The organism is Gluconobacter sp. Gdi (assembly GCF_014132155.1).
Taxonomy (GTDB): Bacteria; Pseudomonadota; Alphaproteobacteria; order Acetobacterales; family Acetobacteraceae; genus Gluconobacter.
On record NZ_BLJQ01000002.1, the window covers coordinates 528,925 to 554,880 of the forward strand.

At 56.3% G+C, this 25,956-nt stretch carries 19 protein-coding genes and 1 riboswitch; of the genes, 12 read left to right on the forward strand and 7 right to left on the reverse strand.

What is annotated here, in order from left to right; all coding sequences use genetic code 11:
- Positions 1 to 100 precede the first annotated feature (100 nt).
- From JN414_RS06295 to JN414_RS06315, 5 genes are all read left to right on the forward strand, one after another.
- The gene (locus JN414_RS06295; RefSeq protein ID WP_202207152.1) at positions 101 to 1,309 is read left to right on the forward strand and encodes an efflux RND transporter periplasmic adaptor subunit; all 1,209 of its coding nucleotides are present in this window, start codon (positions 101 to 103) and stop codon (positions 1,307 to 1,309) included.
- Positions 1,310 to 1,315: 6 nt separating this feature from the next.
- The gene (locus JN414_RS06300; protein WP_202207153.1) at positions 1,316 to 4,492 is read left to right on the forward strand and encodes an efflux RND transporter permease subunit; all 3,177 of its coding nucleotides are present in this window, start codon (positions 1,316 to 1,318) and stop codon (positions 4,490 to 4,492) included.
- Positions 4,489 to 5,943 (forward strand): efflux transporter outer membrane subunit, encoded by a 1,455-nt coding sequence (locus tag JN414_RS06305; protein WP_202207154.1) that lies wholly within the window; start codon positions 4,489 to 4,491, stop codon positions 5,941 to 5,943. The genes JN414_RS06300 and JN414_RS06305 overlap by 4 nt, the downstream gene beginning before the upstream one ends.
- A 12-nt stretch (positions 5,944 to 5,955) precedes the next feature.
- Complete coding sequence (locus tag JN414_RS06310) at positions 5,956 to 6,297, forward strand: hypothetical protein (protein WP_202207155.1); 342 nt, start codon at positions 5,956 to 5,958, stop codon at positions 6,295 to 6,297.
- 214 nt (positions 6,298 to 6,511) lie between these two features.
- Positions 6,512 to 8,866, forward strand: coding sequence for a TonB-dependent siderophore receptor (locus tag JN414_RS06315; protein ID WP_237389912.1), 2,355 nt, complete (start codon positions 6,512 to 6,514; stop codon positions 8,864 to 8,866).
- 64 nt (positions 8,867 to 8,930) lie between these two features.
- Here the strand turns inward: JN414_RS06315 and pnuC are convergent, their stop codons facing one another.
- The 3 genes from pnuC to JN414_RS06330 are packed head-to-tail and all read right to left on the reverse strand — an operon-like array spanning position 8,931 to position 13,004.
- The gene (gene pnuC, locus JN414_RS06320) at positions 8,931 to 9,491 is read right to left on the reverse strand and encodes a nicotinamide riboside transporter PnuC (protein ID WP_202207156.1); all 561 of its coding nucleotides are present in this window, start codon (positions 9,489 to 9,491) and stop codon (positions 8,931 to 8,933) included.
- Positions 9,482 to 10,624, reverse strand: coding sequence for a phosphotransferase enzyme family protein (locus tag JN414_RS06325; RefSeq protein ID WP_202207157.1), 1,143 nt, complete (start codon positions 10,622 to 10,624; stop codon positions 9,482 to 9,484). The genes pnuC and JN414_RS06325 overlap by 10 nt, the downstream gene beginning before the upstream one ends.
- A gap of 4 nt (positions 10,625 to 10,628) precedes the next feature.
- Positions 10,629 to 13,004 (reverse strand): TonB-dependent receptor, encoded by a 2,376-nt coding sequence (locus JN414_RS06330; RefSeq protein WP_202207158.1) that lies wholly within the window; start codon positions 13,002 to 13,004, stop codon positions 10,629 to 10,631.
- Between the two features lie 81 nt (positions 13,005 to 13,085).
- A riboswitch (TPP riboswitch) is annotated at positions 13,086 to 13,218 on the reverse strand.
- Positions 13,219 to 13,356: 138 nt separating this feature from the next.
- On the opposite strand from JN414_RS06330, the gene JN414_RS06335 reads away from it, so the two are divergent.
- From JN414_RS06335 to JN414_RS06345, 3 genes are all read left to right on the forward strand, one after another.
- Positions 13,357 to 15,438, forward strand: a complete 2,082-nt coding sequence (locus JN414_RS06335; RefSeq protein ID WP_202207159.1) for a S46 family peptidase — start codon at positions 13,357 to 13,359, stop codon at positions 15,436 to 15,438.
- 118 nt (positions 15,439 to 15,556) lie between these two features.
- Positions 15,557 to 16,786, forward strand: coding sequence for an MFS transporter (locus JN414_RS06340; RefSeq protein ID WP_202207160.1), 1,230 nt, complete (start codon positions 15,557 to 15,559; stop codon positions 16,784 to 16,786).
- Positions 16,783 to 17,364 (forward strand): YdcF family protein, encoded by a 582-nt coding sequence (locus JN414_RS06345; protein WP_237389913.1) that lies wholly within the window; start codon positions 16,783 to 16,785, stop codon positions 17,362 to 17,364. Before JN414_RS06340 ends, JN414_RS06345 begins: the two co-directional genes overlap by 4 nt.
- Here JN414_RS06345 and JN414_RS06350 read toward each other — a convergent pair.
- Complete coding sequence (locus JN414_RS06350) at positions 17,358 to 18,617, reverse strand: AGE family epimerase/isomerase (RefSeq protein WP_202207161.1); 1,260 nt, start codon at positions 18,615 to 18,617, stop codon at positions 17,358 to 17,360. The genes JN414_RS06345 and JN414_RS06350 overlap by 7 nt on opposite strands.
- Before the next feature lie 161 nt (positions 18,618 to 18,778).
- Here JN414_RS06350 and rpe point away from each other — a divergent pair, with 161 nt between their 5' ends.
- The 4 genes from rpe to JN414_RS06370 all read left to right on the forward strand — a co-directional run bounded on the left by rpe (position 18,779) and on the right by JN414_RS06370 (position 23,581).
- Positions 18,779 to 19,453 (forward strand): ribulose-phosphate 3-epimerase, encoded by a 675-nt coding sequence (gene rpe / locus JN414_RS06355; protein ID WP_202207162.1) that lies wholly within the window; start codon positions 18,779 to 18,781, stop codon positions 19,451 to 19,453.
- Positions 19,453 to 21,120, forward strand: coding sequence for a heparinase II/III family protein (locus JN414_RS06360; protein WP_202207163.1), 1,668 nt, complete (start codon positions 19,453 to 19,455; stop codon positions 21,118 to 21,120). Before rpe ends, JN414_RS06360 begins: the two co-directional genes overlap by 1 nt.
- A gap of 10 nt (positions 21,121 to 21,130) precedes the next feature.
- Entirely contained in the window at positions 21,131 to 22,249 is a 1,119-nt protein-coding gene (locus tag JN414_RS06365) for a glycosyltransferase family 4 protein (protein WP_202207164.1), read from the forward strand.
- A 105-nt stretch (positions 22,250 to 22,354) separates the two neighbouring features.
- Complete coding sequence (locus JN414_RS06370; RefSeq protein WP_202207165.1) at positions 22,355 to 23,581, forward strand: SMP-30/gluconolactonase/LRE family protein; 1,227 nt, start codon at positions 22,355 to 22,357, stop codon at positions 23,579 to 23,581.
- Positions 23,582 to 23,600: 19 nt separating this feature from the next.
- Here the strand turns inward: JN414_RS06370 and JN414_RS06375 are convergent, their stop codons facing one another.
- From JN414_RS06375 to JN414_RS06385, 3 genes are read right to left on the reverse strand one after another with little or no spacing between them, the layout of a single operon-like run.
- Entirely contained in the window at positions 23,601 to 24,206 is a 606-nt protein-coding gene (locus tag JN414_RS06375) for a response regulator transcription factor (protein WP_046900746.1), read from the reverse strand.
- Positions 24,203 to 25,327 carry a sensor histidine kinase gene (locus tag JN414_RS06380; RefSeq protein ID WP_202207166.1) on the reverse strand — a complete coding sequence of 375 codons (1,125 nt, stop codon included), beginning with the start codon at positions 25,325 to 25,327 and terminating at the stop codon, positions 24,203 to 24,205. Before JN414_RS06380 ends, JN414_RS06375 begins: the two co-directional genes overlap by 4 nt.
- On the reverse strand, positions 25,324 to 25,938 hold the full coding sequence (locus JN414_RS06385; protein WP_202207167.1) for a hypothetical protein: 615 nt from the start codon (positions 25,936 to 25,938) through the stop codon (positions 25,324 to 25,326). Before JN414_RS06385 ends, JN414_RS06380 begins: the two co-directional genes overlap by 4 nt.
- Positions 25,939 to 25,956: the final 18 nt, after the last annotated feature.

Here is a 25,956-nt window from a genome sequence, read left to right on the forward strand (position 1 = left end):
TATTCGTACCGGCCGAATTGACGTTCATCAAAGAAACCGGCTTGTTTCCGGAACAACTGGAAACTGCGTGGTTTCTGTATCACAGGATAGCGGCTGTATCATGCCTTCTTTTCAGAAAACATTTTGGATGTCGTCCGCGACTGTCGTCTTGGAGAAAGGTCAGATGCGCCGTCAGGCCAAAACAATGATCCCTTTGCTGGCAGCCATGCCTTTCTTGGTTGCTGGCTGTCAGAAGAAAGCTGCCGCTCCGCAATTGCCGCCACAGCCTGTTGGCGTCATGACGCTGCAAACCCAGCCGGTTACGCTGGAGACGTCTCTTCCCGGCCGAACGGATGCCTATGAACAGGCGCAGATCCGGCCGCAGGTGAATGGTGTGATTGTCTCGCGTGACTTTGAGCAGGGTGCGGACGTCAAAAAAGGGCAGCAGCTGTTCCAGGTTTATATTGCGCCGTATCAGGCTGCTTATGACCAGGCTAAGGCTCAGCTTATGAATGCTCAGGCCGTTGCCACGCGCGCGGCTGGTCAGCTTCGCCGTTATGCGCCGCTGGTCAAGGCGCATGCTGTCAGCTCACAGGACTATGACAACACGCTTGCAACGGCCCGCGAAGCTGAAGCGCAGGTTGCTCAGGCGAAGGCCAATCTTGAGGCTGCTGAAGTCAATCTCAATTACACCCATGTCCGCGCCCCGATTGATGGCCGTATCGGCCGTACGCTTTACACGCCGGGGGCGCTGCTCACGGCAGGGCAGACACAGCCGATCGCAGTCGTGACACGGCTTGATCCGATCTATGTGGACGTCAATTTGGCAGCTTCGGACATGCTGCGTCTCAAGCATGAACTGGCAACGGGGCAGGTCGAGCGTAAAGGCGATGATGCCGCTGCTGTTGGCCTCAAGCTTGAAGATGATTCAGACTACCCGCAGCGCGGCAAGCTCCAGCTTTCGGAAGTCACGGTCGATCCTGCAACGGGAACGCTTGTCATGCGAGCTGTTTTCCCGAACCCGGATCATCTGCTTTTGCCGGGAATGTTTGTGCATGCCCATATCCGTGAAGGTATCGATCCGAACGGCATTCTGGTGCCGCAGGTGGCTGTCCAGCGTGATTCTAAGGGCAACCCCTTTGTGATGATTGTTGATGCAGAAAACAAGGTGCAGCAGCGCTCTATCCAGACGTCCCGGACGGTTGGAAAGGACTGGCTGGTGACGGGCGGCGTCAAGGCTGGCGACAAGATCATCGTGAACGGTCTGCAGAAGGTTCAGCCGGGGGCAAAGGTCGCACCTCAAGACGTTCCCGCGGGAAAGGCTGAGTAACAGCACATGACGCTCTCACGCTTTTTCATTGATCGGCCGATCTTTGCCTGGGTGATCGGACTGATCATCATGCTGGTTGGTGGCGTTGCCATTACCCGCATGCCGATTGCCCAGTATCCCAGCATCGCACCGCCGCAGATCGCCATTTCCGTCATGTATCCGGGTGCTTCGGCGGAAACCGTGAACAATACGGTCGTCCGTCCGATCCTGCAGCAGATGTATGGTCTGGATCATCTCGAGTATCTGTCTGCTTCGTCCTATGCGAGCGGCCAGATGGAGATTGATCTGACGTTCGAGCAGGGGACCAATCCTGACATTGCTCAGGTTCAGGTTCAGAACAAGCTCCAGCTGGCGCAGCCGCGTCTGCCTTCCGAAGTGACGGCTCAGGGTTTGAGCGTTACGAAGGCCACCAAGAACTTCATGATGGTTCTGGCCTTCATTTCCGAAGATGGTAGCATGTCTGGCCAAGACATCGCAGATTACGTGGCTTCCAACATTTCTGATCCACTGTCGCGTGTGTCAGGCGTGGGTGACCACACGCTGTTTGGCTCTGAGTATGCCATGCGAATCTGGCTGGATCCGTCCCGGCTGTATAATTACGGGTTGACGGTTGGGGATGTGCAGTCTGCCATTCAGGCACAGAATATTCAGGTTTCGTCTGGTGAACTGGGTGGTCTTCCCGCAAAGAAGGGTATCGGATTTGATGCGACGGTGATCGGCCCGACGCGTCTGAGTTCGCCTGAAGAATTCAACAAGATTCTGCTCAAGGTCCAGCAAGACGGCAGTCAGGTTCGCCTGAGCGACGTGGCCCGTGTTGAACTGGGCGCACAGAGTTATGCTCTGGGTTCCGTCTATAACGGTCATCCTGCATCTGCGATGGCGCTGAAGCTGGCGCCGGGTGCTAACCAGCTTCAGACAGAGGCCGCAGTTCGCGCCAAGATGACGGACCTGCAGCGTTATTTCCCTCATAGTCTGAAGCTGGTTTATCCGCTGGATACCGAGCCGTTTATCACGCTTTCTATTAAGGAAGTCATCGAGACGCTGGTTATTGCCATCATTCTCGTCTTCTTCGTGATGCTGATCTTCCTTCAGAACTTCCGCGCCACGCTAATCCCGACGATTGCTGTTCCGGTTGTTCTTCTGGGCACGTTCGGGCTCCTGTCCGTGATGGGATACAGCATCAACACGCTGACCATGCTGGCTATGGTTCTGGCTGTTGGTCTGCTCGTGGACGATGCGATCGTCGTTGTTGAAAACGTTGAGCGTGTGATGACGGATGAGGGCCTGTCTCCCAAGGAAGCAGCCCGTCAGTCCATGGACGAAATTTCCGGCGCCCTAATTGGTATCGTGCTGGTTCTGACGGCCGTGTTCCTGCCGATGGCTGCCTTTGGTGGCTCTACCGGTGTGATTTATCGCCAGTTCTCCATCACCATTGTTGCTGCCATGTGGTTGTCTGTTCTGGTGGCTATGGTCATGACGCCGGCACTCTGCGGGTCCATGCTCAAACCGACCCATAAGGGACATGAGCGTGGTCCGGCAGCCTGGTTTAATCGCAATTTTGATCGCCTGACCAATGGTTATCTGGGTGGAGTGAAGTGGCTGATCCGCGCTCCTGTTGTCAGCATGATCGTGTTTTTGTTGCTGACCGCGGGTGTGGTGTTCCTGTTTACTCGTGTGCCCGGTGGTTTCCTTCCTGACGAAGATCAGGGGATCATCTTTGGCCAGGTCACGATGAGGAATAACGCAACGCAGGAGCAGACGGCGGCCGTCAATCAGAAGATTACGGATTACGTCCTGAAAAATTACGGGGACTACGTTCAGTCTGTCTTCACGATGAACGGCTTCAGCTTCGCCGGACAGGGCCAGTCCGCGGGTGCGTTCTTCATTAGAATGAAGCCTTGGGATCAGCGTCCCGGTGCGGCCCATACGACGATGACTGTGTCTCGTGAAATCATGATGCACTTCTGGATGGATCCGGACGCGCAGATCTTCGCAGTTAATCCTCCTGCCGTGATGGAGCTGGGTAATGCTACCGGTTTCGATCTGGAACTTGAGGACACAGGACATCTGGGTCACGCAGCACTGCTGGCTGCGCGTAATCAGGTGCTGATGGAAGCAGCTAAAAATCCGCTGCTTCAGGCGGTTCGTCCGCTTGGTATGGAAGATGCGCCGCAGTTCAAGCTGGACATCAACCGTGAACGTGCGAATGCACTTGGTCTGACCAACGCTGACATCAACACGACGCTGGAAGGTGCTCTTGGCTCCATCTACGTCAATCAGTTCATGCGCGATGACCGTGTGAAGCAGGTCTATATCCAGGGTGAACCCTGGGCACGTATGACGCCGGAAGATCTGAACCGATGGTACGTCCGCAATACGACGGGCACGATGGTTCCGTTCAATGCCTTTGCGTCCGGGACGTGGGAAAGCGGCCCCCAGAAGGTCGAAGACTACAACGGCATGAACTCCTACGAGATTCAGGGGCAGCCTGCGGTTGGGTCCAGTTCCGGTCAGGCTATGAGCGAGATGGAAAAGATCCTCGCCAAGCTGCCACGTGGCATTGGGTATGAGTGGACGGGTCTGTCTTACGAGCAGCTTGCGTCCAGTGGTTCAACGGGGCCGCTTTATGCTCTGGCCGCTATCGTGATCATGTTCTGTCTTGCCGCGCTTTATGAAAGCTGGGCCATTCCGTTTGCCGTGCTTCTGGTGCTGCCACTGGGTGTGCTCGGAGCGATTGCTGCAACGCTGGGACGTGGCCTTTCCAACGACGTTTACTTCCAGGTTGGTCTGCTGACGACAGTGGGCCTGTCTGTGAAGAACGCGATCCTGATTGTGGAATTTGCCAAGGCTTTCTTCGAAGAAGGGCAATCTCTGGAAGAGTCCGTGATTGAAGCCGGGCGCGAACGTCTGAGGCCAATTCTCATGACGTCCATTGCCTTCGTCTGTGGTGTGTTCCCGCTTGCGATCGCAACGGGGGCAGGCTCTGCTGCACGTGTGGCCATCGGCACCTGCGTGGTGGGCGGCATGCTCTCTGCAACCTTGCTTGCGATTTACTTCGTGCCGGTATTCTTCGTGGTGGTGCTGCGTCTGTTCCGTGTGGTCCGGATCCGGGACCGGAAGGATGCCTATGCCCATCTGGATAATAAGGCGACACCTGCCATTGAAGGGGAGCACGGCGCATGAAGGCCCGTCTTGGATTTGCCGCGCTGTTGATGCTTTCCAGCTGCAACATGGCTCCCAGATATCACCAGCCAACGCAGGCTGTGCAGAATGGTTATCCTGCCGACACAGGTGCAAAAAATGCACCTGCAGTCAGCAGCGTTGCCAATCTCGGGTGGGAGGATTTTTATACCGACCCGCGGTTGAAGGCGCTCGTTCAGCTGGCTCTGAAGAACAATCGTGATCTGGCAGCGCAGGCAGCGGCTGTCACGGTTGCGCGTGGGCAGTATGAAATTCAGAACGCATCCCTGTTCCCCATTATTTCTGCTGGGGGGCAGGGGATGTTCATGGCGCCGTCTGATACGGCGGGCTTCTCGTTTGCACCAGGCTTGGGCACCTCTGTTTCCACCTTGCGCCTGTATCAGACGTCCATCGGATTTTCGTCTTATGAGGTGGATCTCTGGGGGCGTATTCGCAATCTGACGAGGCAGCAGGCTGAAACCGTTCTCAACAGTGTGGAGAATGCCCGGAATGTTCTGCTCACCACCGTGTCACAGGTGGGGACAACCTACATTCAATGGCTGGCTGACAGGGAACAGCTTCGTGTCACACGCGGGACGCTGAAGTCGCAGGGAGAGACCCTGCGTTTGACGCAGTTGTCGTATGACAATGGCGAAACGGATGCGCTCACGCTTGCGCAGGTCAAAACCCAGGTTGAGCAGGCTTCCGCCAATGAAGCGCAGTATGCCCGCGCCGTAGCGGATGACGAGCATGCGCTTCAGTTGCTGGTCGGAACGCCTCTGCCCGCCGATCTGCCGCCACCGGCGCCGTTCGGTGCGCAGACCATGATCGCGAACCTCCCGGAAGGTCTGCCTTCGGATCTGCTCGCACAGCGGCCTGACATCGTGGCTGCCGAACATACTCTGATCGGTGCCAACGCGAATATTGGTGCCGCACGCGCCGCATTCTTCCCGAAAGTGACACTGACGGCTTCCGAAGGCACAAGCTCGCTCCAGTTTCGCAAGCTGTTCACGCCTGGTGCGGAGACATGGACTGTTTCACCGTCTATCAGTTTACCGATTTTCACCTGGGGCCAGAGTGAAGGCAATCTGTTGATGGCGAAGGCGCAGAAGCTTCAATATGCGGCACAGTATGAAAAGACTGTGCAGACGGCTTTCCGGGAAGTGTCGGATGCGTTGACGGCCCGTGAGACGTATCTGTCTCAGGACCGCCACATGCAGTCGCTCGTTGATCAGTCACAGAAGGCCTATGACCTGGCGAAGATGCGGTATGATGCCGGGATCGATAGTTATCTGACGACGCTTGAGCAGCAGAGAACGCTTTATCAGGCTCAGCAGAATGCCATTCTGGTTCAGGCGGCCCGGTTCCAGAATCTCGTCACGCTTTACCGGGCGCTTGGCGGTGGCTGGAGCCAGAAGACGGTTTCGCCTACAGTGCCTGCCGCAACGCACTGACCGGAGAGCATCATGCGCAGGATCCTGACTACCACTTTGGCCGTTCTAGCCCTGACGGGCACGGCTGTCGCGCAGGATGCCGAGGGTGACGGGCCCAAGAAGCCGAGCATGCACGAACTGTATCATAGCTCCTCTCTTCCCCGGAGCCATGCTGACTTCAGTCGCTTCAAGTATCGCCCGCCAGGGGACAAGGTGGTTGAACAGCCGGATGCGTTTCGGCTGCTTTTCCGCACCCGTGACGGCCAGCCCGATGGTTATGCCGAACGTCGTGGTGATGCCGTGATCTACTATGATCGGTATGGCAAAGTGACGCATGTTCAGCCGCTCGCGCCGGACGATGAAACGCCGAACTGATCTGTTTCTTCGACGACTGTTTTAGAAAGCCCCGCCCTGTTTTCAGGTGCGGGGCTTTTTTTTCGCTCATGGGAACGGGGCCTGCCTGTGTCCTCGCATGACCGAGTTTGTCGGAAAACAGACACACTTTATCAAAACCCTATTGAGAATGTTTCTCATTACCAATATAGGGATTCCCGAATGTAAAATAACTTGTCTGAATGAAGAGGTTCCGGTGACAGGCTCGCTGCGCACACACATTACGTCTCTTTCAGTTGCCGGTACGCTCCTGATGTCTTCCCAAGGGTATGCTGCCGACCCTGTGAAGCATGAAAAAAAGCCAGAGCGTAAACCCGAGTCACCAACGCGGCATTTTGAAGATCCAACTGATATCGAAGGATCTGATGTCGAACATCTGACGGTTCAGGGGCATGGGTTTAACACCATGCATCAGTCCCTCGGGCTCTCCCGGATGCCGCAGGATGTCATGCATACACCGCAGAACATCAATGTTGTGCCGCAGGCCCTGATGCAGCAGCAGAATGTCAAATCTCTCGATGAAGCTCTGAGGAATGTGCCGGGGGTGACAACGTCCATCGGTGAGGGCGCTGGTGGTATGAACGGGGATCAGTTCCTGATCCGCGGATTTCAGGCCCAGAATGATATTTATGAAGATGGCCTGCGGGACTTCGGTGTGTATTCCCGCGATTCATTCAATTTCGAAAATGTGTCTGTCATCAAAGGGCCGTCTTCCGAAGTTTTCGGGAATGGTACGACGGGGGGCGCCATCAACATGGTGACTAAAACCCCGGGTTTGAAGAACCATTATGCGGCTGATTTTTCGGGCGGATCAGGCAGTTATTATCGCGGCACGCTGGATGTGAACCAGAAAATCAATGACTCTACAGCCTTCCGGATTACGGGCATGGGCGATGAGCATAATGTTGTAGGACGAGATTATATCTTCTCCCATCGCTGGGGTGTTGCTCCATCGCTTGCATTTGGGATCGGAAAGAGAACAACACTTATTCTGCAGTACATGCACCAGCAGGAGAACTCCGTTCCTGATTTCGGTGTCCCGGTCGTTACCAAGCCGGGCGCAAAGTACGGGCAGCCTATTACGGAATACGGTATCCGTCGGACGAACTGGTACGGAACGGATAACGACCAGAATGCCACCAACTCCAACATGGAAACAGCACGTTTCAGCTTCAAGCTGAACAAGCATGTCACGTTCTATGACGATTTGCGTGGTGGTGAATATTACCGGTCTTTTGCAGCCTCAAAAGCGACCTGCGATACCACCTGTGTGAATAATTACTTCAACGGCGATGCCTCAAAAGCACTTGTTGCGCGTTCCGGGCCTGTTGGTGCAGGCGCGGGCACGGGCGCCGGAACGTACATGGCACCGTTACCTTATGAGCAAACAAGCTGGTCTGTGCAGAATGTCGGCTCAATGGTGGCTGATTTCCATACGAGCTTTCTCAAGCATCAACTGGTTGCCGGGTTTGATGTGGAGCGCGTTAATGATGTTCGCTCCCAGTCGACGTATCTGAAGCCAAAACCTTATGCGAACCTTGTTAATCCAAACCCGCACGTGGGAAATCTGGATCTCGTACCAGGGGACATGAATCCGGGTGGTCTGGTGTCTCTGGGTTCCCTGGGCGCGAAGTCTCACAGCAATGGTTACGGGTTCGACACCGGTCTGTTCCTGTTCGATCAGATCTGGTTCACCAAGTGGCTCTCTGTGAAAGGTGGTTTCCGCTGGGATCGCTGGCAGACAAGCTATAATCTGACGGGAGGCAATGTTGCGAAGAACCCCGATCAGCATTTTCATGATGTTACAGGCGTCTTCAATCCGAACGCCAGCCTTGTCGTAACGCCGGACGAACATCAGACTTATTATTTCACCTGGGCCAATTCTACGACCCCGATGGGAATGTACGTCACCAATGGGTCTGTCCCCATTCGTCCGGGAACCAATTCTTTTGCCAGCCCGGAGAAGGCTCAGCTTTATGAGCTTGGGGCCAAGTACAGCATTCTCCATGACCGCCTGGGGCTGACCGCCTCACTGTTCCGTCTGGACAAGGGCAATGCACTGAATGCTGATCCGGTGACCGGTGAAATTCAGGGGTCTTCTGATCGGCAGCGCAATCAGGGACTGGAACTGTCTGTCGGGGGTGTCATTCTGCCGGGCTGGAACGTGTCAGCGACCTATGCCCTTTATGATAGCAGCACGACGTCTTCTGCGACCAAGGCGAACCGCGGCAAGAATGTTCAGTATGTGCCACACAATCAGGCAACACTCTGGTCCGCATATAGTGCCTTCCCGGATAAACCCTATAACCTGACGATGGGTGGTGGACTGACCTGGCGTGAGCATGTCTGGTTGAATGCGGCCAATACGCTGCGTGCACCCGCCAACCTGGACTTCAGTGCCATGATTTCCCATCGCTTTAATCAGCATTGGAAAATCTCTATGAATGGTTACAATCTGGCCAACAGATTGAACTATCAGAGTCTTTTCTCAAACCGTTCAACGCCATCCGCAGGGCGTATGTTCCTGGGAGAAGTCAGCGTAGCGTATTGAGGGAAATGCGTTTCGGTTGAGAGACTGTTCCTCATATGGCGGGAAAGCACACTCTGCTTTCCCGTTATTCTTGAGACGCTCTTTGCCATTTGAACAGTCCATGCACCGCCAGACCCACAAATATCGCGTAAAGTGCAGCCGTTGGATAAAGGGTGCGATTGATGAACATGGCAACATAAGCTGTATCGATCACGATCCAGCAGGCCCAACTGATCGTATGGCGTCGCGCGGCCCAGATCTGCGCGACCAGACTGTAACTACTCAGGAAAGCATCAGCCATAGGGGTGGGGTCATCTGTAAAACGCGCCAGACAGAAAGCCCACAATCCGCCGCCTAGTGCGCCGCTCAGTAGACCGAAGAGAAGCCCGCGCCCTGAAAGCGGCCGAATATGCAGGGTGTCATCACCCTGAGCGCCGTCTCTTATCCAGCACCACCAGCCATAAATCAGACAGCCACAGAATACAGCCTGAAGACAGGCATCAGCGTAAAGATGAGCTTTGAAAAATACCCATCCATATAAGAGCGCGGCAAGAAGAGAGAATGGCCAACAGGCCATGTTGCGGCGTGCTGTCAACCACACGCCCATGGCGCTGAGCAGGGCCGCGATGAGTTCTGTCAGGGACATACCGCAGTGCCGTTCAGAGTTTTACGGAGCCAGTTCAGAAGGTGTTGTCCTTCATGGCCTGCAAACCAGTGTGCATGGCCCAGAAGATAGTCCGCATAGGCAACGTGTGCGGATGCCTCATCGCGAAGCAGCGCGCTGTAATATGCGACCTCAGACAATGCGAATTCGACATGAACAAGCGGTAGAAACGTAACGACCAGTTTGCATTCCTGGGGTGTGAGAGGGCGGATATTCTGATAGCCCCTCAGAAGTGCGGTTAGCTGGTCCGATGAGACGCGATAATCGGTTGAGAGCCATGAGATGGCAGTGCGTTCAATGGCAACTGCAAGATCGTAAGCGGCGCAGGTGCGATCAGACATACCAAAATCAAAGATCCCGCAAATTTCGGCATCTGGAGTATCCGAAGTCCAGAACTGGTTGGATGGATGCCAATCGCCGTGTCCCCAGCAGGGGACAATATCCATCAGGAGGGGTCGAAGCTTTGCATGGAAAGGTTCGAGAACACTCAGGATCTGCTGCCAGGATTGGGGATTTAACGTTGCATTGAGGTCCGGTTGAGACGCGCTCCAGACGCGAAGGCCAGTCTCAAGATCCGGGTAGGTAATGGCATTGAAGCTGGACAGCAAAAGCCGATCAGGCCGGGCGGGAGCTGTATAATCTGTTGCCGCAAGATGCAGACGAGCGAGTGCACTTCCTGCCGTGTGTGCTTGTTTGGAACTGAGAAACGGCTCCCAGGACTGAACGTCTCGATAAAGGTCCAGACCGGGTAAGGGAGGAAAGACCTCGTAAACCCAGCCATGATCCGTCAGCGCCGAATGTCCATTCTGCGTTTTGAGCGGTGAGGTCACGGGTAGGTGATGACGCACAAGGTGTGCCATGAAGTCATGTTCTTCCGTCAGGGCGTTCTGATCGCGCAAGCGTGGATCATGACGCTTTAGAAAAAGCACCGTGCCGTCGGTAAGGCGGGTCAGGGCTGTCGCGGAGAACGGGCGTTGTCCATGCCACAGAACAGTTTCTGGAGCGGCCGAGTTGGGAAAAAACGCCAGAACACGTTTCGCCTCGGCGAGCGTCAGCGGCGGCCAGTGCCGTTCAGCCTGCACACCATTGACGCCGAACTGTCCGGGAGCGGCCACGGGTTCAGAAGCCTGTGGACGCTGTGAACAGGGCTGCGAAACCGCCGCCGATGTAATAACTTGGGGCGCTCCCACTGATCGTGCTGCCGTAAATGCCGGTCGTATCCTTTGCGTTCAGGGTCGGGCTGGCAACGCCGGACAGGGAGCGCTCATTGGTGATGTTGATGAAGTTCAGGCGCAGGGTTGGCTTGTGCAGGCGGGACAGATCACCGAAGCGATAGCCGACGGAAATATCGCCTGTTGTGCGGTCTGACATCCGCTCATCATTCATGAACGTTGCGTATTGGTGCCCCGTGTAATGCAGGGTGGCGACGCCGAAGATGTGCCCGTCATCGTAGCTGAGGCCAGCCGCAGCCTGAAGTGTCGGGCTGCGAACAGCGAGTTTGCCTTTGGTCGGTAGAAGATCGCCACCTGAGGCAATGTTATTATCAATGGTGGCGTGCAGATACTCGCCGGAAACATAGGGGCTGAAGTGGTGCCAGGGGCGGAGGCCGATTTCCACATCCACACCGCGCGAGGTCTGGCCGCCGGCATTCATGGTCGTCTGAATGATGGAGCCGTTCTGGGAGGCCAGCGTTGAGATCTGGCGGTTGGTGAAATTGTAGTTGAACAGCGTCAGGCTGCCGATGATCCATTGTCCCGTACGGCGATATCCCAGTTCTTCGGAAATGGAATATTCGTTGCGGACATCCGCACTGCCGGTTGTCGCGAGTGCGCCGGAGGTTGGGTCGTAGGTGTTGTAAAGCGCCGTCTGGTCTGGCGCGCGGAAATTGGTCGTGGCGTTGAAGAAAATCTGGTTCTGCTCATCAATGCGCCAGCGGACGCCAAGGCGCGGCAGAGGCTCCATGCTGTTTGACGCCACACGATACTGAGGGCCGGGAACATTGTTCGTGCCAGCGCGGCTCATCATGACGGCCTTGAAACCCGCCTCGATGGTCAGGCGATCATGCAGGAGCGAGATGTGATCGCCCACATACAGCGCGTTGGTCTGGGAAATGGTGTGGAAGCTGCCGCCCAGCAGTTTCTGTCCGTTCGCAAGATGGATCAGGCTACTGTTGTTTTCCGCCCAGATATCGCCTGAGGCGCCGGTGGCAGAAACGGTTGTGAAGGGCTGCTGCTCGTTGTCGTCTCCGTAATCATACCAGTAACCGAGGACGAAATCGTTCCAGCCGGTTTTGTAATGCAGGGTGGAATTGAATCCGGAGCGATAACTGCGTTGCGTGTAGTTGGCACGGACGACAGCGGTCCCGTCCTGCGCATTGGGTAGCGTAAGCGTGTCACTCAGGGGCTGAGTGCCGTTATAGAGGCCTGTTTCCGTCAGTGTGGAGCCACCCGGAACGTTGCCATAGGCGAACTGTGCGTAGGGTGTGATGTCCAGAGAAAGCTGATGCGTCAGATGCAGATGGACGGGTGCGCCTGCATAGAAGGTGCGTTCCGGCGCGCGCCACAGACGCCAGTAATTGACGGCATTGTCTGCGTTGGAGGCGTCATAATGGCCTGCAAGGTTGTTCGCGCCATGAATGCCATCGGCTTTCCAGCTTTCCATCGTGACCTGCGGATAATAGCTGGTGACGGTGGTGTTGAAGGAGCCGATGAGGCTGGCGCGGTTGCCTTGGCCCCATTCCTTCAGGAACTTGAAATCGACATGCTGGCGCTTGTCCCGCCCCGGCCCACGCCAGTTGTCGCTGGCGCTGTGGGAGTAGGATACAAAGCCACGAATGCCGGAATTGCCGATGTTTCCCGTTTCAAGGCGGATGAATTCGCGGTTGGTGTCGAAGGAGCCATAGGAGACGCTGGCGAAACCCCCGGCCTTCTGTGACGGGTCGAGAAAGGACAGGCTCATCAGCCCACCGGCGGCGTTTAGAACGGGGCTGTCCAGATCTGCGGAACCTTGGGCAAGTGCGACTTGGCTGTAGTTTTCGCTATCGGCGAACTGACTCGGATAGCCGGAATAATAGGCGACATCGTTCAGCGGCGTGCCTTCCAGCACATAGCCGATGGCATCATTGTTCAGGCCGCGCACGGTCAGGTTGGTGTTGGGCGAAAAGCCGAACGGATCGGATGTGGCGACATTCGCACCGGGCAGCATGGAGGCGAGCTGATAGGCCGTCGCCATCGGGGGCTGCTTGTCCATGTAGTCGCGGCTGACTGTGCTGATAGAGCGAACGCTGTTTTCCGGTCGGATCAGTCCGCCGCCGGGCTGGTGCCCGAGTGCGCTGTCAGAGACGCGGTGAACAGTGATGTGCTCGGCTTTCGGGGCGATGGACGCATGCGGGGTAAGGGCTGTCGTGTCAGCCGCGCGCACCGTACCAGCACAGACGGTCAGGCCGAGCAGGACGGCAGGAACCTGACGGGATTTGCGCGGAAATCTGGTGGTCATGATGGTGCTGTCCCGCCTGCAATGCTGCGATCCCCCTGCAAGGCGGGGACGACGAGAGATACCGAAAATCCAGTCTGTGGATCTGTCAGTAGCCACCATCCCTCCGCCAGCATGAACTGGATCAGGTTCGATGGGTCACTGCGCTGGTATGGCTCGAAAGCACATACCATCAGCAGTCTCTCAGCCCTTTGTCAGGGCGCCCCAAGGTGAAGACGCACTCCTTCATGGGCTGCGAGCGAATGTCAATAAATTCCGTATTGCGTGGGGGTATCAAAATTTCGTCGGCAGGGATGGAGCGGCGAGGCAGAGCAGGATAGAGTATTGTTATAAGATAACATTTCTAGGATCTGTCATGCGTGTTGTTAAGCGCTTGTTACCTGCTCTGCTCATTGCAGGCACAGCCCTCGGTTCAGCTCAGGCTGAGGAAGGAATGTGGACGTTCGATCATCTGCCAGCCCGTCAGTTAAAGCAGCAATATGGGTTTGAGCCTTCCGCTGAATGGATCAATCATGTCATTCAATCTTCAGCACGTCTGGCAGAAGGATGCTCGGCGTCCTTTGTCTCTGGTGACGGGTTGGTGATGACGAATCATCATTGTGCCAATACCTGCCTGACGGATCTGTCAGACAAGACACACGACTATTTTCATGATGGTTTTTCGGCAGCAGATGTTTCCAAAGAGCCGCAGTGCCCGGGCATGGAGCTGGATCGTCTGGATCAGGTGAAAGACGTGACAGGCCGTGTCGCTGATATGACCGCAGGCAAGCACGGTGCAGAGTATGCAAAGGCGCTTCAGGCTGCCAGTAGCGTTCTGACGAAGGAATGTGCGGGCGGAGATGCAACACACTGGCGGTGTGATGTTGTGACGCTTTACCATGGTGGTCAGACCGCCCTGTATCGCTATCGTCGATATCAGGATGTGCGCCTCGTGATGGCGCCAGATCAGGATATCGCATTCTTTGGCGGCGATCCGGACAATTTTACCTTCCCACGTTATGATATCGACCTGTCGATGTTGCGGGTGTTTGAGGACGGTAAGCCGGTCCACACACCTTTCTTCAAGTTTGATCCGAAAGGGCCAAAAGCAGGAGAGCTGGTGTTCACGTCTGGTAATCCCGGGCGAACGCAGCGGTCTCTTCCGGCCAGTGCATTGACGTTTCAGCGGGACGTTATCCTGCCAACCATCATTGGGGTGTATTCTACCAGCGAAGGGGCGCTCTGGCAGTATTCGCGTGAAAGCAAGGAACATCTGATTGAAGCGCAAAATACGCTGTTCGGCGTTCAGAACGGCCTAAAATCTCTGTCGGGCACCGTGAAGGCTCTGCGGGAACCCGGCGTGATGGAAAAGCGTGAAGCGGAAGATCGCGCTCTTCAGGCCTGGATTGATGCGGATGCCGAGCGCCGCAAGACCTATGGCGAGCCGTTCAAAAAAGTGGAGGCTGCACTGGCCATACAGCGCCAGTCTTATGGCCATGATTTTGCCATTGCCCGTACCGTTCATGGCCTGCTCGGTGATGCTGTCATGCTGGTATCAGCCGCGCAGGAGCGACAGAAGCCGGATGCCGAGCGCCGTGCGGGCTACCACGATGCCGAACTGGCTGAACTTGAAGCTGAAATTTCTGCCAAAGTGCCGGTGCATGTCGATCTGGAAACCATGACGCTGGCTCTGGGCATGACCACGATGCGTCAGATGCTGGGTGAGGATGATGCTGCCGTTCATCTGGTTCTCGGCACAAAAAGCCCGGATGAACGCGCTACGGAGCTGATGCAGGGAACGAAGCTTGCTGATCCTGCGCAGCGCCTTGCGTTGTATAAGGGTGGTGCAAAGGCCATTCAGGCCTCTACGGACCCGATGATTGTTCTAGCCCGTCAGTTGCAGCCGGTTCTGGATGTGATCCGCAATCGAAGCCGTGATCAGATCGAAGCACCAATGCATGAAGCTCAGGGTGCGATTGCCCGTGCCCAGTTTGCGCGCGCTCAGGCAGAAGGACAGGCAGATACGCTTTACCCGGATGCTACATTCTCACCAAGACTGTCTTACGGCACCGTCAAAGGTTGGCAGGATGGTGCCAAGACCATTGCGCCTTTCACAAACTTTGCCGGAATGTACAAACATGCGACCGGGAGCGATCCGTTCCGCCTTCCGCAGGTCTGGCTGGATGCAAAACCTCATCTGACACTTTCCACGAATCTCGATTTTGTTTCGACGAATGATATCGTGGGTGGAAATTCAGGCTCCCCGGTCATTAACCGGCAGGGCAATGTGGTGGGCCTGATTTTCGATGGCAATCTCGATAGTCTGGCGGGCGATCTTTATTACGATGGCGAGCGCAACAGAGCGGTTTCGACGGATACAAGTGCCATCATGGCTGCACTCAAGACCGTCTATCATGCCGATGCCCTTGCTCAGGAACTGGAACAGGGGCACCTGTAATCATGATGTGAGGGTCGTTCCTGCGGAATAACCCTCGACATCTAATGTAAGATTCCTGACAGTGGGTAGATGCCAGTCTGTCCGTCTTCCTGTTGTTTTCAGCCTGGAGTGTCCCCTAATGCTGGGTGACACTTTCCGCTCTCTGGGGCGGCGCAATTATCGTGTCTGGGTTTGGGGAGCACTGTTCTCCAACATCGGAACATGGATGCAGTTTACCACGCAGGACTGGCTTGTTCTTACTGAACTGACTCATCACGATGCCATGGCCATTGGCATCGTGATGGCCCTCCAGCTTGCCCCACCCCTCTTGCTAATGCTCTGGACCGGACTGATTGCAGATCGGGTTGAGAAGCATCGATTCCTGCTCTTTACCCAAGGTGCTCTGGGTGTTCTGGCCGTTGCACTCGGCCTGCTTGTTGTTACGGGTTCGATTCGTCTCTGGCAGGTGGATCTGTTTGCTTTTCTGAGTGGCTGTGTTGCTGCGTTTGACAGCCCTGTCCGTCAGACGTTTGTCGGTGAACTGGTGGGAGAGACCGATCTTCCAAATGCAGTGGCCATCAATTCCATGTCCTATAACGCTGGGCGGATGATTGGGCCTGCGGTTGCAGGGTTCTGTATTGCAGAAATTGGTTCAGGCTGGTCGTTTGTCCTGAATGGGGTTTCGTTTTTCGGTGTCATGGGTTCGTTGCTGTTTATTCGGCGTGAGGACCTGTTTCGGCATGCCAGAGCCAGAGAAAGCGAGCGTAATGCCCTGACCAGTGGTCTGCGCTATGTCTGGGCGCGCGAGGATCTTCGGACCATTCTGATTATGCTGTTTATTATCGGAGCGTTTGGTCTCAACTTTCCCATCTTTATTGCGACCATGGCCGTTGGTGTGTTTCACGTCGGCGCGCATGGCTATGGAATTCTGAATTCCGCCATGGCCGTGGGCACCATTCTGGGTGGCTTTCTGGCAGCAGGCCGTAAAAAGGCAGATTTTGACGTTCTGCTGAATGGTTCATTGATTTTTGGTGTGGGTTGCCTGTTGGGAGCATTGGCTCCGACATACTGGCTTTTTGCCTGCACGTTGCTCATTACCGGCGTATCGTCTCTGACATTTACAGCCACCAGTAACAGCTTCATGCAGCTCTCGAGCGACCCATCCATGCGAGGGCGCGTGCTGGCCATCCGGTTTGCTGTTTTTGCAGGATCATCCCCATTTGGTGCCCCTGTTGTGGGGTGGGTTGCCAATTATTTTGGGCCGCGGTGGTCCTTGGGTGTCGGAGCACTGTCAGGGTTTTTGGCGGCAGTGGTGGCGTTGTTATACATCCTGCGTATGCGGGAGCAGCAGGGTGAGAAGCACTCGTGACTCTTCGCTGGGGAAAGCGGATTGCGGCAGCGGCGTTGGCTGGCGGTATTGTATGTACGATTTGGTGTGCATGCGTTGCCGTGACGGGTATGCGTGCGTCTGCCAGCCCCGCAGAAATGGGCGTCATTTTCGGCACAGCCGTCACGGATGCGGGCGTGCCGAAGCCAGCGTTGCAGGACCGTCTGGAAACCGGATTGTTACTCTGGAAAGAAAAACGCGTTCGGGAACTGATGGTGAGTGGAGCTGTGGAAACTTCCAATCATCAGGATGAAGCTGAAATCATGGCGCACTGGCTGGAAAATCACGGTGTTCCGGCCGAAGCGATCATTGTTGATTCACAGGGAAACAATACCTGGCTGACGGCTGTGCACGTTGCGCAGGAAGCGCCGGAAGGGGCAGTCGTCGTTTCGCAGTGGTTTCATATCATGCGGGCAGAATGGGCATTGCGGCATGCTGGCGTGAAAGACGTGTCAGGCGCGTATCCAAAAGTCTTTCGGCTGCCTGAACTCTATTATCTGTTCCGGGAGGCCGTGGCGCTCCCGGTGTACTGGGTGACGAAACCGTCGCCTGCTCAGTAGGGCACACCAATCTGTTCGATCGCTGTTGCGAGTGACGGAGCCAGTGGCATCATCGGTGCCAGAGTGGATTGGTAGGCGTGGTAAAGGTCGCCTTTACCTTTGTAGATATGCTCTGTTGGCTCGCCTTCCGGGCTCACTTCGTTGAACCAGCTTCCAAAATCCCGATCAATCAGGGTTGTGTCGATATAATCCCAGATCGTGCGATACCAGTGCTCGTAATGTGGATTTCCTGTGCGCTTATACAGGTTGATTGCCGCCGTCAGCGCTTCTGCATGAGCCCAGTGGACGCGGGAAGGCACATGGGGTTTGTGATCCCAGTCAATTGTGTAAACCATTCCGGGAAGACCATCGACATTCCAGCCTGATTTCATGCCGGTCTCGAAGAGCGCCTGTGCGTCATGAAGCATCCAGCCCGGAGCTGTTTCGCCTCTGCGGAGTAGAGCTGCTTCTAGTTTCACGGTCAGGTGCGACCATTCAACGAAATGGCCCGGTGTCATGCCGTAGGGGCGTAGATCGTCCGTAGGCTTGTCTTCATGATAATTCCGCAGCAGATCCCAATTTCGGTTGAAGTGCTCGGGCATTGCGAAGCCCTGCTGTGGGGCCAGTTCATGCACAAACCGTGTGACAATCCGCAGCGCGCGGCGCAACCACTTCACATCACCTGTAACGTCCGCAAGGGCCATGAAGGCTTCTGTGGAATGCATGTTGCTATTGGCGCCACGGTAGTTCTCTTCGTCTGACCAGTCGTCTGCGAAGCTCTCGCGCATGACGCCTTCGTCTTCAGACCAGAAATGCGTCTCGATCTGATGGATGGCATCCTTGAGAAGTGCGTTGGCACCTTCCACCCCGATCAGAACAGCAGAGGACGCGGCAAGTGCGACGAACGCGTGCAGATAGGCCTGCTTGCGCTCATGAGGCTGATCCGCGAAGTGGTTCCAGCCTCCGTGTTGCTGGTCCCGAAAGGATGTCATGAGCGCATTCACGCCATGTGCGACGAGCGGTGCGCTTCCTGGAATGCCCTGGAGTTCCGCAGTCGCATAAGCGTGAACGCATCGCGCAGTCAGGGTCGCTTCTGCCTTGGCGCCTTCAGGAAGGTGACCTTCCATATCCAACCCTGCAAACCCCCCGTCGATACAACCTTCCTTGCTAAAATCCAGCAACCGACGGCCTTGCATTTCGAGCCATGCCCGGTGAGATGGTCGGCGGATCCAGGCGTCTCTACTAAGCAGAATGGGGGAGAGGCGATCGGTCATAAAAACTCCATACTACGGTGGTAGTAGTCAGACAGTCTGATGAGGACGCATCAGCAGCGGTTGGGTTCCTGAGGGTCTCGTCGGCGGTACTCGCTCACGAACGCGCGGGGATGTGCGGAACTGTCTTGCGTCTGGAGGTTGCTTTGCCGATACATAACAACATGACAGAACGATCCCCGATCATTGTCGCCCCCAGCCTGCTGGCTGCCGACTTCGCCCGTCTTGGAGATGAGATTGCATCCATCTCCCGCGCGCCCTGGTTACATCTGGATGTAATGGACGGTCATTTCGTGCCGAATATCTCGTTCGGTCCTGGGGTGATCTCGGCCTTGCGAAAGCACACGGATGCGAAGTTCGACGTACACCTGATGATCGATCCGGTTGATCCGTATCTGGAAGCAACAGCCAAGGCTGGCGCAGATCACATTACGGTGCACGTGGAAAACGCCCCCCATATTCACCGGACGCTTCAGACCATCCGTGCGCTTGGTTGCCGCCCGGGAATTGCGATCTGTCCGGGGACGCCGCCAGAAGCACTGTCAGAGGTGCTTGATTTGGTAGACATCATTCTGGTCATGACAGTGAATCCCGGGTTTGGCGGCCAGAGCTTCCTGGAAAGCCAGCTGCCAAAAATCCGAACCCTGTCGCGCATGATTGAAGACAGTAGACGCGATATCGTGCTGGCGGTTGATGGCGGCATTGACCCGGTCACGGCGCCCAAAGTGGTGGCTGCCGGCGCGCGGATGCTGGTGGCAGGGTCAGCCGTCTTTGGTAAGCCGGACCGTGACTCAGCCATTCATGCACTTGAAGGCCCGTTCAAGGAAGACAGCGCCTGATGCCCATTCGTCGCTGGATTCAGGACGCACGACTTTCACTCGCACGACTGCCCGTTGGTGGCGGAACTTCAGAGGGACCGGTTTATATTTATCGTGACCCGTGGAAGGGGGACGCCGAGCAGGGCGCCCGCCTTGTCGCGGGTCGCTTTCGGTTTGAGCGGCAGGACTACGATCTGCCACGCGGAAAGTGGGAACGTGGCCCTTGGCCGGAACCAGCAAAACAGTGGCTGCAAAGTTTTGCATGGCTGCGGGATCTCCGCGCATTAGGCAGTGACGATGCCCGCATGACGGCCCGCGCGCTTGTCGCGGACTGGGTATCGCATCCCCCAACGGATCCGCTGGTCAAGGATGCCTGCGTAACAGGTGCGCGCCTTTCATCCTGGCTGGCAAACCACGAGTTCTGCCTGGCTTCGGCGGATCGTAAACTTCAGCAAAAAATCATGGACCGGATGTTGGTAGAGGGGCGGACCATTGCCGCTCTTTTGCCACTTGAACCGCAAGGCTGGCGTGGGCTGACAGCCTTGCGTGGCCTGCTTGCAGCTGCTCTGGCTATGCCGGATCACAACGGGTTTATGACGCGCTTCCTGCGTTACCTTCCAGCGGAAATTGAACGTCTGATTCTTTCCGATGGGACGGTTGCTGAGCGGTCTCCGGAAGCACAATATCAGACAGCGCGTGAGCTGGCAGAAATGTCCGTCATGTTCCGCACAGCGCATTCGAGCGTGCCGCCCTTTATTGATGTGGCCCTGGACAGAGTCTGCCCGGTGTTGCGTGCCATGCGTCATGGTGATGGTGGTCTGGCTGTTTTTAATGGTTCCAACGAGCGTTACAGCGCGATGGTGGAAGATGTTCTGGCGCAGGGATCAAGGCAGAAGCTGATTGCGCCCGCCATGCATCAGGGGAAATTTACCCGGCTGGCTCTCGGAAAGTCTCTGCTGATTGTGGATAGCGGTGCGCCTCCACCGACCAGTTATGATCAGGCAGCGCATGCTGGCACGTTGTCTTTCGAGTTTTCAAACCAGCGGCATCGTCTTTTCGTTAATTGCGGCAGTGCGCAGGTGGGGGCATGGGCGCAGGCGCTGAGAGCCAGTGCAGCGCATACGGTTCTGGTCGCGGATGGTCTGTCGTCCTCAGACTTCGGGCCTGACGGACATGTCACGCGGCGTCCGGCGCATGTCACATGCGAGCATCAAAGCAGTGGGGAAGCCCATTGGCTGGATCTGTCTCATGACGGGTATCATCCGCCGCTTGGAATGAAGTGGACGCGACGTCTTTACCTTGGGGCGGACGGAGAAGACCTGCGCGGGCAGGAAGTTCTTGAAGGTGAGCGCGAGACGCCGTTCGCGCTGCGGTTCCATATTCACCCGGACGTGCATGTCACACGAGACGACGAAGATATCATTCTTCAGGTGGGTGGCATGATCTGGCGCTTCCGTCAGAAGGGCGGCATGTTGCTGCTCGAAGATGACGTCTATCTGGCGCGCGGTCGGCGTGAAAAGACCAAGCAGATCGTTATTGCTTCTCTCAGGCGCGTTGTTCCTGCGGCGGAAGAGATAGCCGAGAATGGTGGAGAAGCGCAGGAAAGTGCCAAACCTGCGGCACCCTCAAAACCACTTCAGGTTGTCTCCCAGACTGTCACCTGGCTTCTGGAACGTATCCCGGAATAAAGGTGCTGTTGTGAAAATCCTTGAAATCACAAACGTTGATTTCTCTCTGCGCCAGTTCCTGTTTCCCTTAATGAAGGCGCTTCGTGCCGCCGGGCATGAGGTTCAGGGAGCCTGTGCGGAAGGCCCCCATCTGGCGCCAGTACGTGCAGGTGGGTTTGTCGTTCATGCAGTGCCGATGGCGCGCTCATTGTCACCGGTTGCGCAGCTTCGCGCGTTTGTCGCGCTCATCCGGCTTATTCGTCGGGAGAAGCCTGACGTCGTGCATGGACATATGCCCATCAGTGGCATTCTGGCGCGGTTTGCTGCGCGTCTTTGTGGTGTCAGGATCATTGCCTACACCTGTCATGGTTTCCTGTTCAATCAACCTGGACCTTTGGCCCGCCGGGTGCTCTCCGTTGTTCTGGAATGGGCCGCAGGTCGGATTACGGATCTGTACATGACCGTCTCGGTTGAAGAGGCACGGGATGCGCGACGCCTGCACCTGAATGCGCATCCCGTTGCTATTGGTAATGGACGTGACCCCAAGCGCTATCATGCTAATCCCTTGGTACGGGCCCGTATCCGTAGGGAGTTGGGTGTTCCGGAAGATCGCCCCGTGGTCATCGTGGTGTCGCGACTTGTGCGCCACAAAGGCCATCCGGAGCTTCTCCGAGCCATGGAAGATGTGCCAGGAGCTGAACTCTGGGTTGTGGGGGAGCGGCTGCCATCTGATCATGGCGATGCCCTCGGGCCCGCGTTTGACAGAGCCAGACAGCTTTTAGGCCCGCGGTTGCGGATGCTGGGTTATCGGGAAGATGTGCCGGATCTTCTTGCCGCCGCAGACGTGTTTGCGCTTCCAAGCCACTTTGAAGGGCTTCCCATGTCCGTCATTGAAGCGATGCTGACGGAATTGCCTGTAGTGGCGACTGATGTTCGCGGTCCACGAGAACAGGTCGTCGATGGACAGACCGGCTTTCTGGTGCCTCCCGGCCTCTCTGCGCCATTGGCCCGCGCGCTGAGAACAGTGACACAGGATCTACCTCTGGCGCGTGCTATGGGAGAGCGGGGACGTCAGCGCGCAGTTGCGTCCTATAGCGAAAAAAGGCTCATGGACCTCGTGGTGCGTCTGATCGAGGCTGAAGCGCGATAGACGCTTTTCTCGAAATTCTCTGGTATTTCCTGGTTATTCCGAAATTTTGATTTTCGCCTTTCAGGAAAACAACGAGAATAGGCACGTTCTATTTGGAGAGGGACGATGTCTGACGAAACGAGTGTTCAGACTGACGGGAATAGCCGGTCAGGTGTTCTTCTGGCGCGCCGCACGGTTCTTTCGGGGGCGGCGGGGCTGGTCTGTCTTGGTGCTGCCAAAGCCAAAGCGGCTCAGCCTCAGGGGGCTGTAGAGCCGCCGAGTGTTATCAGCCAGCCACCTAGAGCGTGGGGCGAGAAAGCAGGTCCCAGTTATCTGCCTGACCCTGACGTGATTGCGATTGATCCCTCGTTTCGTGATTTGACGTATTTCGCGGCTCCCATTCGTCGCGTGTGGGATCAGGGCGGCTGGCTGGAAGGTCCTGCATGGAGCAGTGAAGGGCGCTTTCTGGTTCTCAGTGATGTTATTCGCTCCCGTGCGTTACGCTATATTTGGGAAACTGGAGAAATCACGGATTTCCGCCCCGATGGCTATGCAGCCAATGGGAACTGCTTTGATTTCGATGGCCGGCTTGTTGTCTGTGAAGATTTTTTCCGGCGCGTCGTGCGGTGGGAGCATGACGGAAGCGTTAAGGTTCTCGCTGATAGGTTTGAAAGCAAGGGCCTGAATTCCCCCAACGATGTTGTGCCTCACCCCGACGGGAGCTTGTGGTTCACGGACCCCGGTTACGGCACGAACATTACGGAAGGTCATGCGGATGAACCCGGTGGGCCCACCAATCCGGACGGAAAAATTCGCTGGAATATTGGCCGTGAACTGACGGGTGAAATTGGGGGGACCAAACGACAGAGTGACCATGTCTTTCGCATTGCCCCGGATGGAACGCTTCAGGCCGTTTTGCAGGAAAAGGATCTACTTGATCCGAATGGCTTGTGTTTTTCTCCCGACTACAAAAAGCTTTACGTCGTTTCGACGCCTAAAGGGCCGGGGCAGAAAGCGGGTGGCGATCAGGCCATCCATGTCTATGACGTGAATGGCAGTAGCCTTACCAACGGGCGCATTTTTGCGGACATGAAGCTGAATGGCGCGCAGATGAACCCGGATGGCATTCGTGTGGATGTATTCGGGAACTTGTGGTGTGGCGCGTCGGGTCCGCTCGGCTTATGCGGGGTGTTTGTTTTTAATCCGGTGGGCAAGCTCATTGGTCGGCTTCGCTTGCCGCAGGGGTGCTCAAACCTGACGTTCGGTGGCCCGAAACGCGACCATCTGTTCATGTGCGCAGCCGGGTCACTGTTTGTGCTTCAGGTTGGCGTGCAGGGATTTGCGCCGTCCTGAACCGTCGTTGCGGCTGGGGTTAGAGCCAGCCGTTCTGCCGGGCGACGCGCCCGGCTTCAATCCGGTTACGGGCATCGAGTTTCTGAACAATTTCCGAGAAGTAGTTACGGACTGTCCCGGCGGACAGGGAGAGCTCTTCAGCAATCTCCTTGTTCGTTCGCCCGGCTTCAGCCAGACGGAGCATGGATCGTTCACGGTCTGACAACGGGTCGGGCAGAGCATCCCAGACAGACTCTGCCAGATCTGACGCAATGGCGCGGCCACCAGCAGCGACTTTCCGAATAGCATCGGCGAGTTGCGTAATCGGGGCATCCTTGAGCATGTATCCACGCACGCCTGCCTGAAGAGCACGGCGCAGATATCCAGCGCGGCCAAAGGTCGTCACGATCATGACACGGCTTGGAAGGCCCTGTTCCCGGATTTTTTCTGCCAGTTCAATGCCTGTCATGTTCGGCATTTCGATGTCCGTGATGATGACATCCGGGCGCAGGTCGGCCGCGAGCTGGAGCGCCCGTTGTCCATCTGGTGCGCGCCCCACGATCTGAATGTCTTCTTCAAGGCCAAGAAGCGCTTCAAAAGCATCCAGAAGCATGGCTTGGTCTTCGGCCAGAATAAGGCGGATCATGGGGTAATACTCGCTGTGAGTCGGAGGCCGCTTGAGGTATGGCTTAGCATTAAAGAGCCTCCCGCAGCGGCAAGACGTGTTCTCATGCCACGAAGGCCGTTTCCTTCCTGCGGAGGGGCCGGAGACCGGCCTGACTGCTGGGCGCCATCATCTTCAATGCGAATGGCACAGGGTTGCCCCCCAGCATCACAGTCAAAACTGATGGTGCAATGTCGCGCACCGGAATGACGGATCACATTCGTGACGGCCTCTCGCAATGCCATCGCGAGAACGCTGCTTTGTGGGTGATCTTCGAGACGCTCAGCGTGATGGATGGTCAGACTGATGGATGCTGCTTCAAGCGCCTTGCGGGCACGCTCCAGCTCATGCTGAAGGGACGCACCATTCATGCCGGTGACGGCCTCACGAACTTCTTTCAAAGACGTTCGGGCAATCTGTGTGATGTCCTGAAGTTCTCGCTGTGCGCGTGCGGGGTGCGTCTCGAACAGGCGGTTGGCCAACTCGGCTTTGACTGAAATGACCGTCAGGGAATGGCCCAGAAGATCATGTACATCCCGCGCGATACGTTCGCGCTCTGCTGTGGCGGCCAGAGTCCGGATTTCGTGTTGTGCCTTGCGGAGTTGCAGGTTTTGCAGGCCCAGCTTCCACTGCATCCACGTCCCGATATAGGTGATGATGCTAAAGAAGGCCCCGATGCTCGCGTGCAGCATGGATTTGTCCTGAAGCCAGACAAACGCGAACAGGGCGATCTGCAAACATACAATTGTCAGGACAGCTTGCCGCATCTGCCTGAAACAGGCGCACATGGCGGTGGCATAAATATTGAAGACCAGCCAGTCGCCCTGCGTCCATGCGGTCGCAAATCCGATAAGGGCCGTGAAGATAATCTCTGGCAGCCCATAATACCGGTCATTGCGGTAAGGCGCGAAATATAGCAGCAGGAAAATGCCTGTTGCCCCAGCAGAAAACAGGGCTGCCGGAAAGGTAGGTGCTCCATGGATCAACCAGGGAATAGGGTAGATCAGAAGATAAACGAGATAAGAGACCCGATACCGGTTGAAGCTCGGCCAGTTGTCCTCCTTGTTTCCAGGAAGCGGGATGAAGGTCTCTATTTCTGTCATGAGGGCAAAGCGTTCTTCGGCAGAAAGGACAGGGTTCCGGAATTGCGCAGACGGATAACGGCACCGACCCAGATGGCCAGAGCGGTGCCAAAGCCCGCGACTTCAAGATGTAGCGGTTCTGGAAGCAGGAAAGAAAGAGCTGACACGCTGACAATCACAAAACCCATGATGACATGAACGGGTTCGTGCATCGCGCGGCCCATAGGGATGTACGAAAGGCCAATAATGCATCCGAGCAGCGGGTAAAGCAGTTCCGGATGATGCGTGCTGCGGACGGAGGTTATCATCACAGTGATGGCAATGATGCGCATGATCTTTACACGGCGCAGCAGGGCCGCGTCCCAAATGCGCTCGGGGCGACACTGGATCAGGTCGCGTCTGGCAAACCCGGCAAGCAGGACTAGCGTGATGACAGCAATCGGGATGGCCATGGCCATTGTGGAAACATGCGCTGCCATGGCACCGCGTGCTGCCCAGACGACGGCGAACAGCAGTCCGGCGGCATCGGTGGAAAGAGCTTTCCAGTTTTTCTGATTTGGCACGACCGCAGACTCCACTGTTTCGGAAAGATTATGACACAAGCCATGATCCGAAACAGTGAAGGACGTCATGACAAGGTCATGACATCT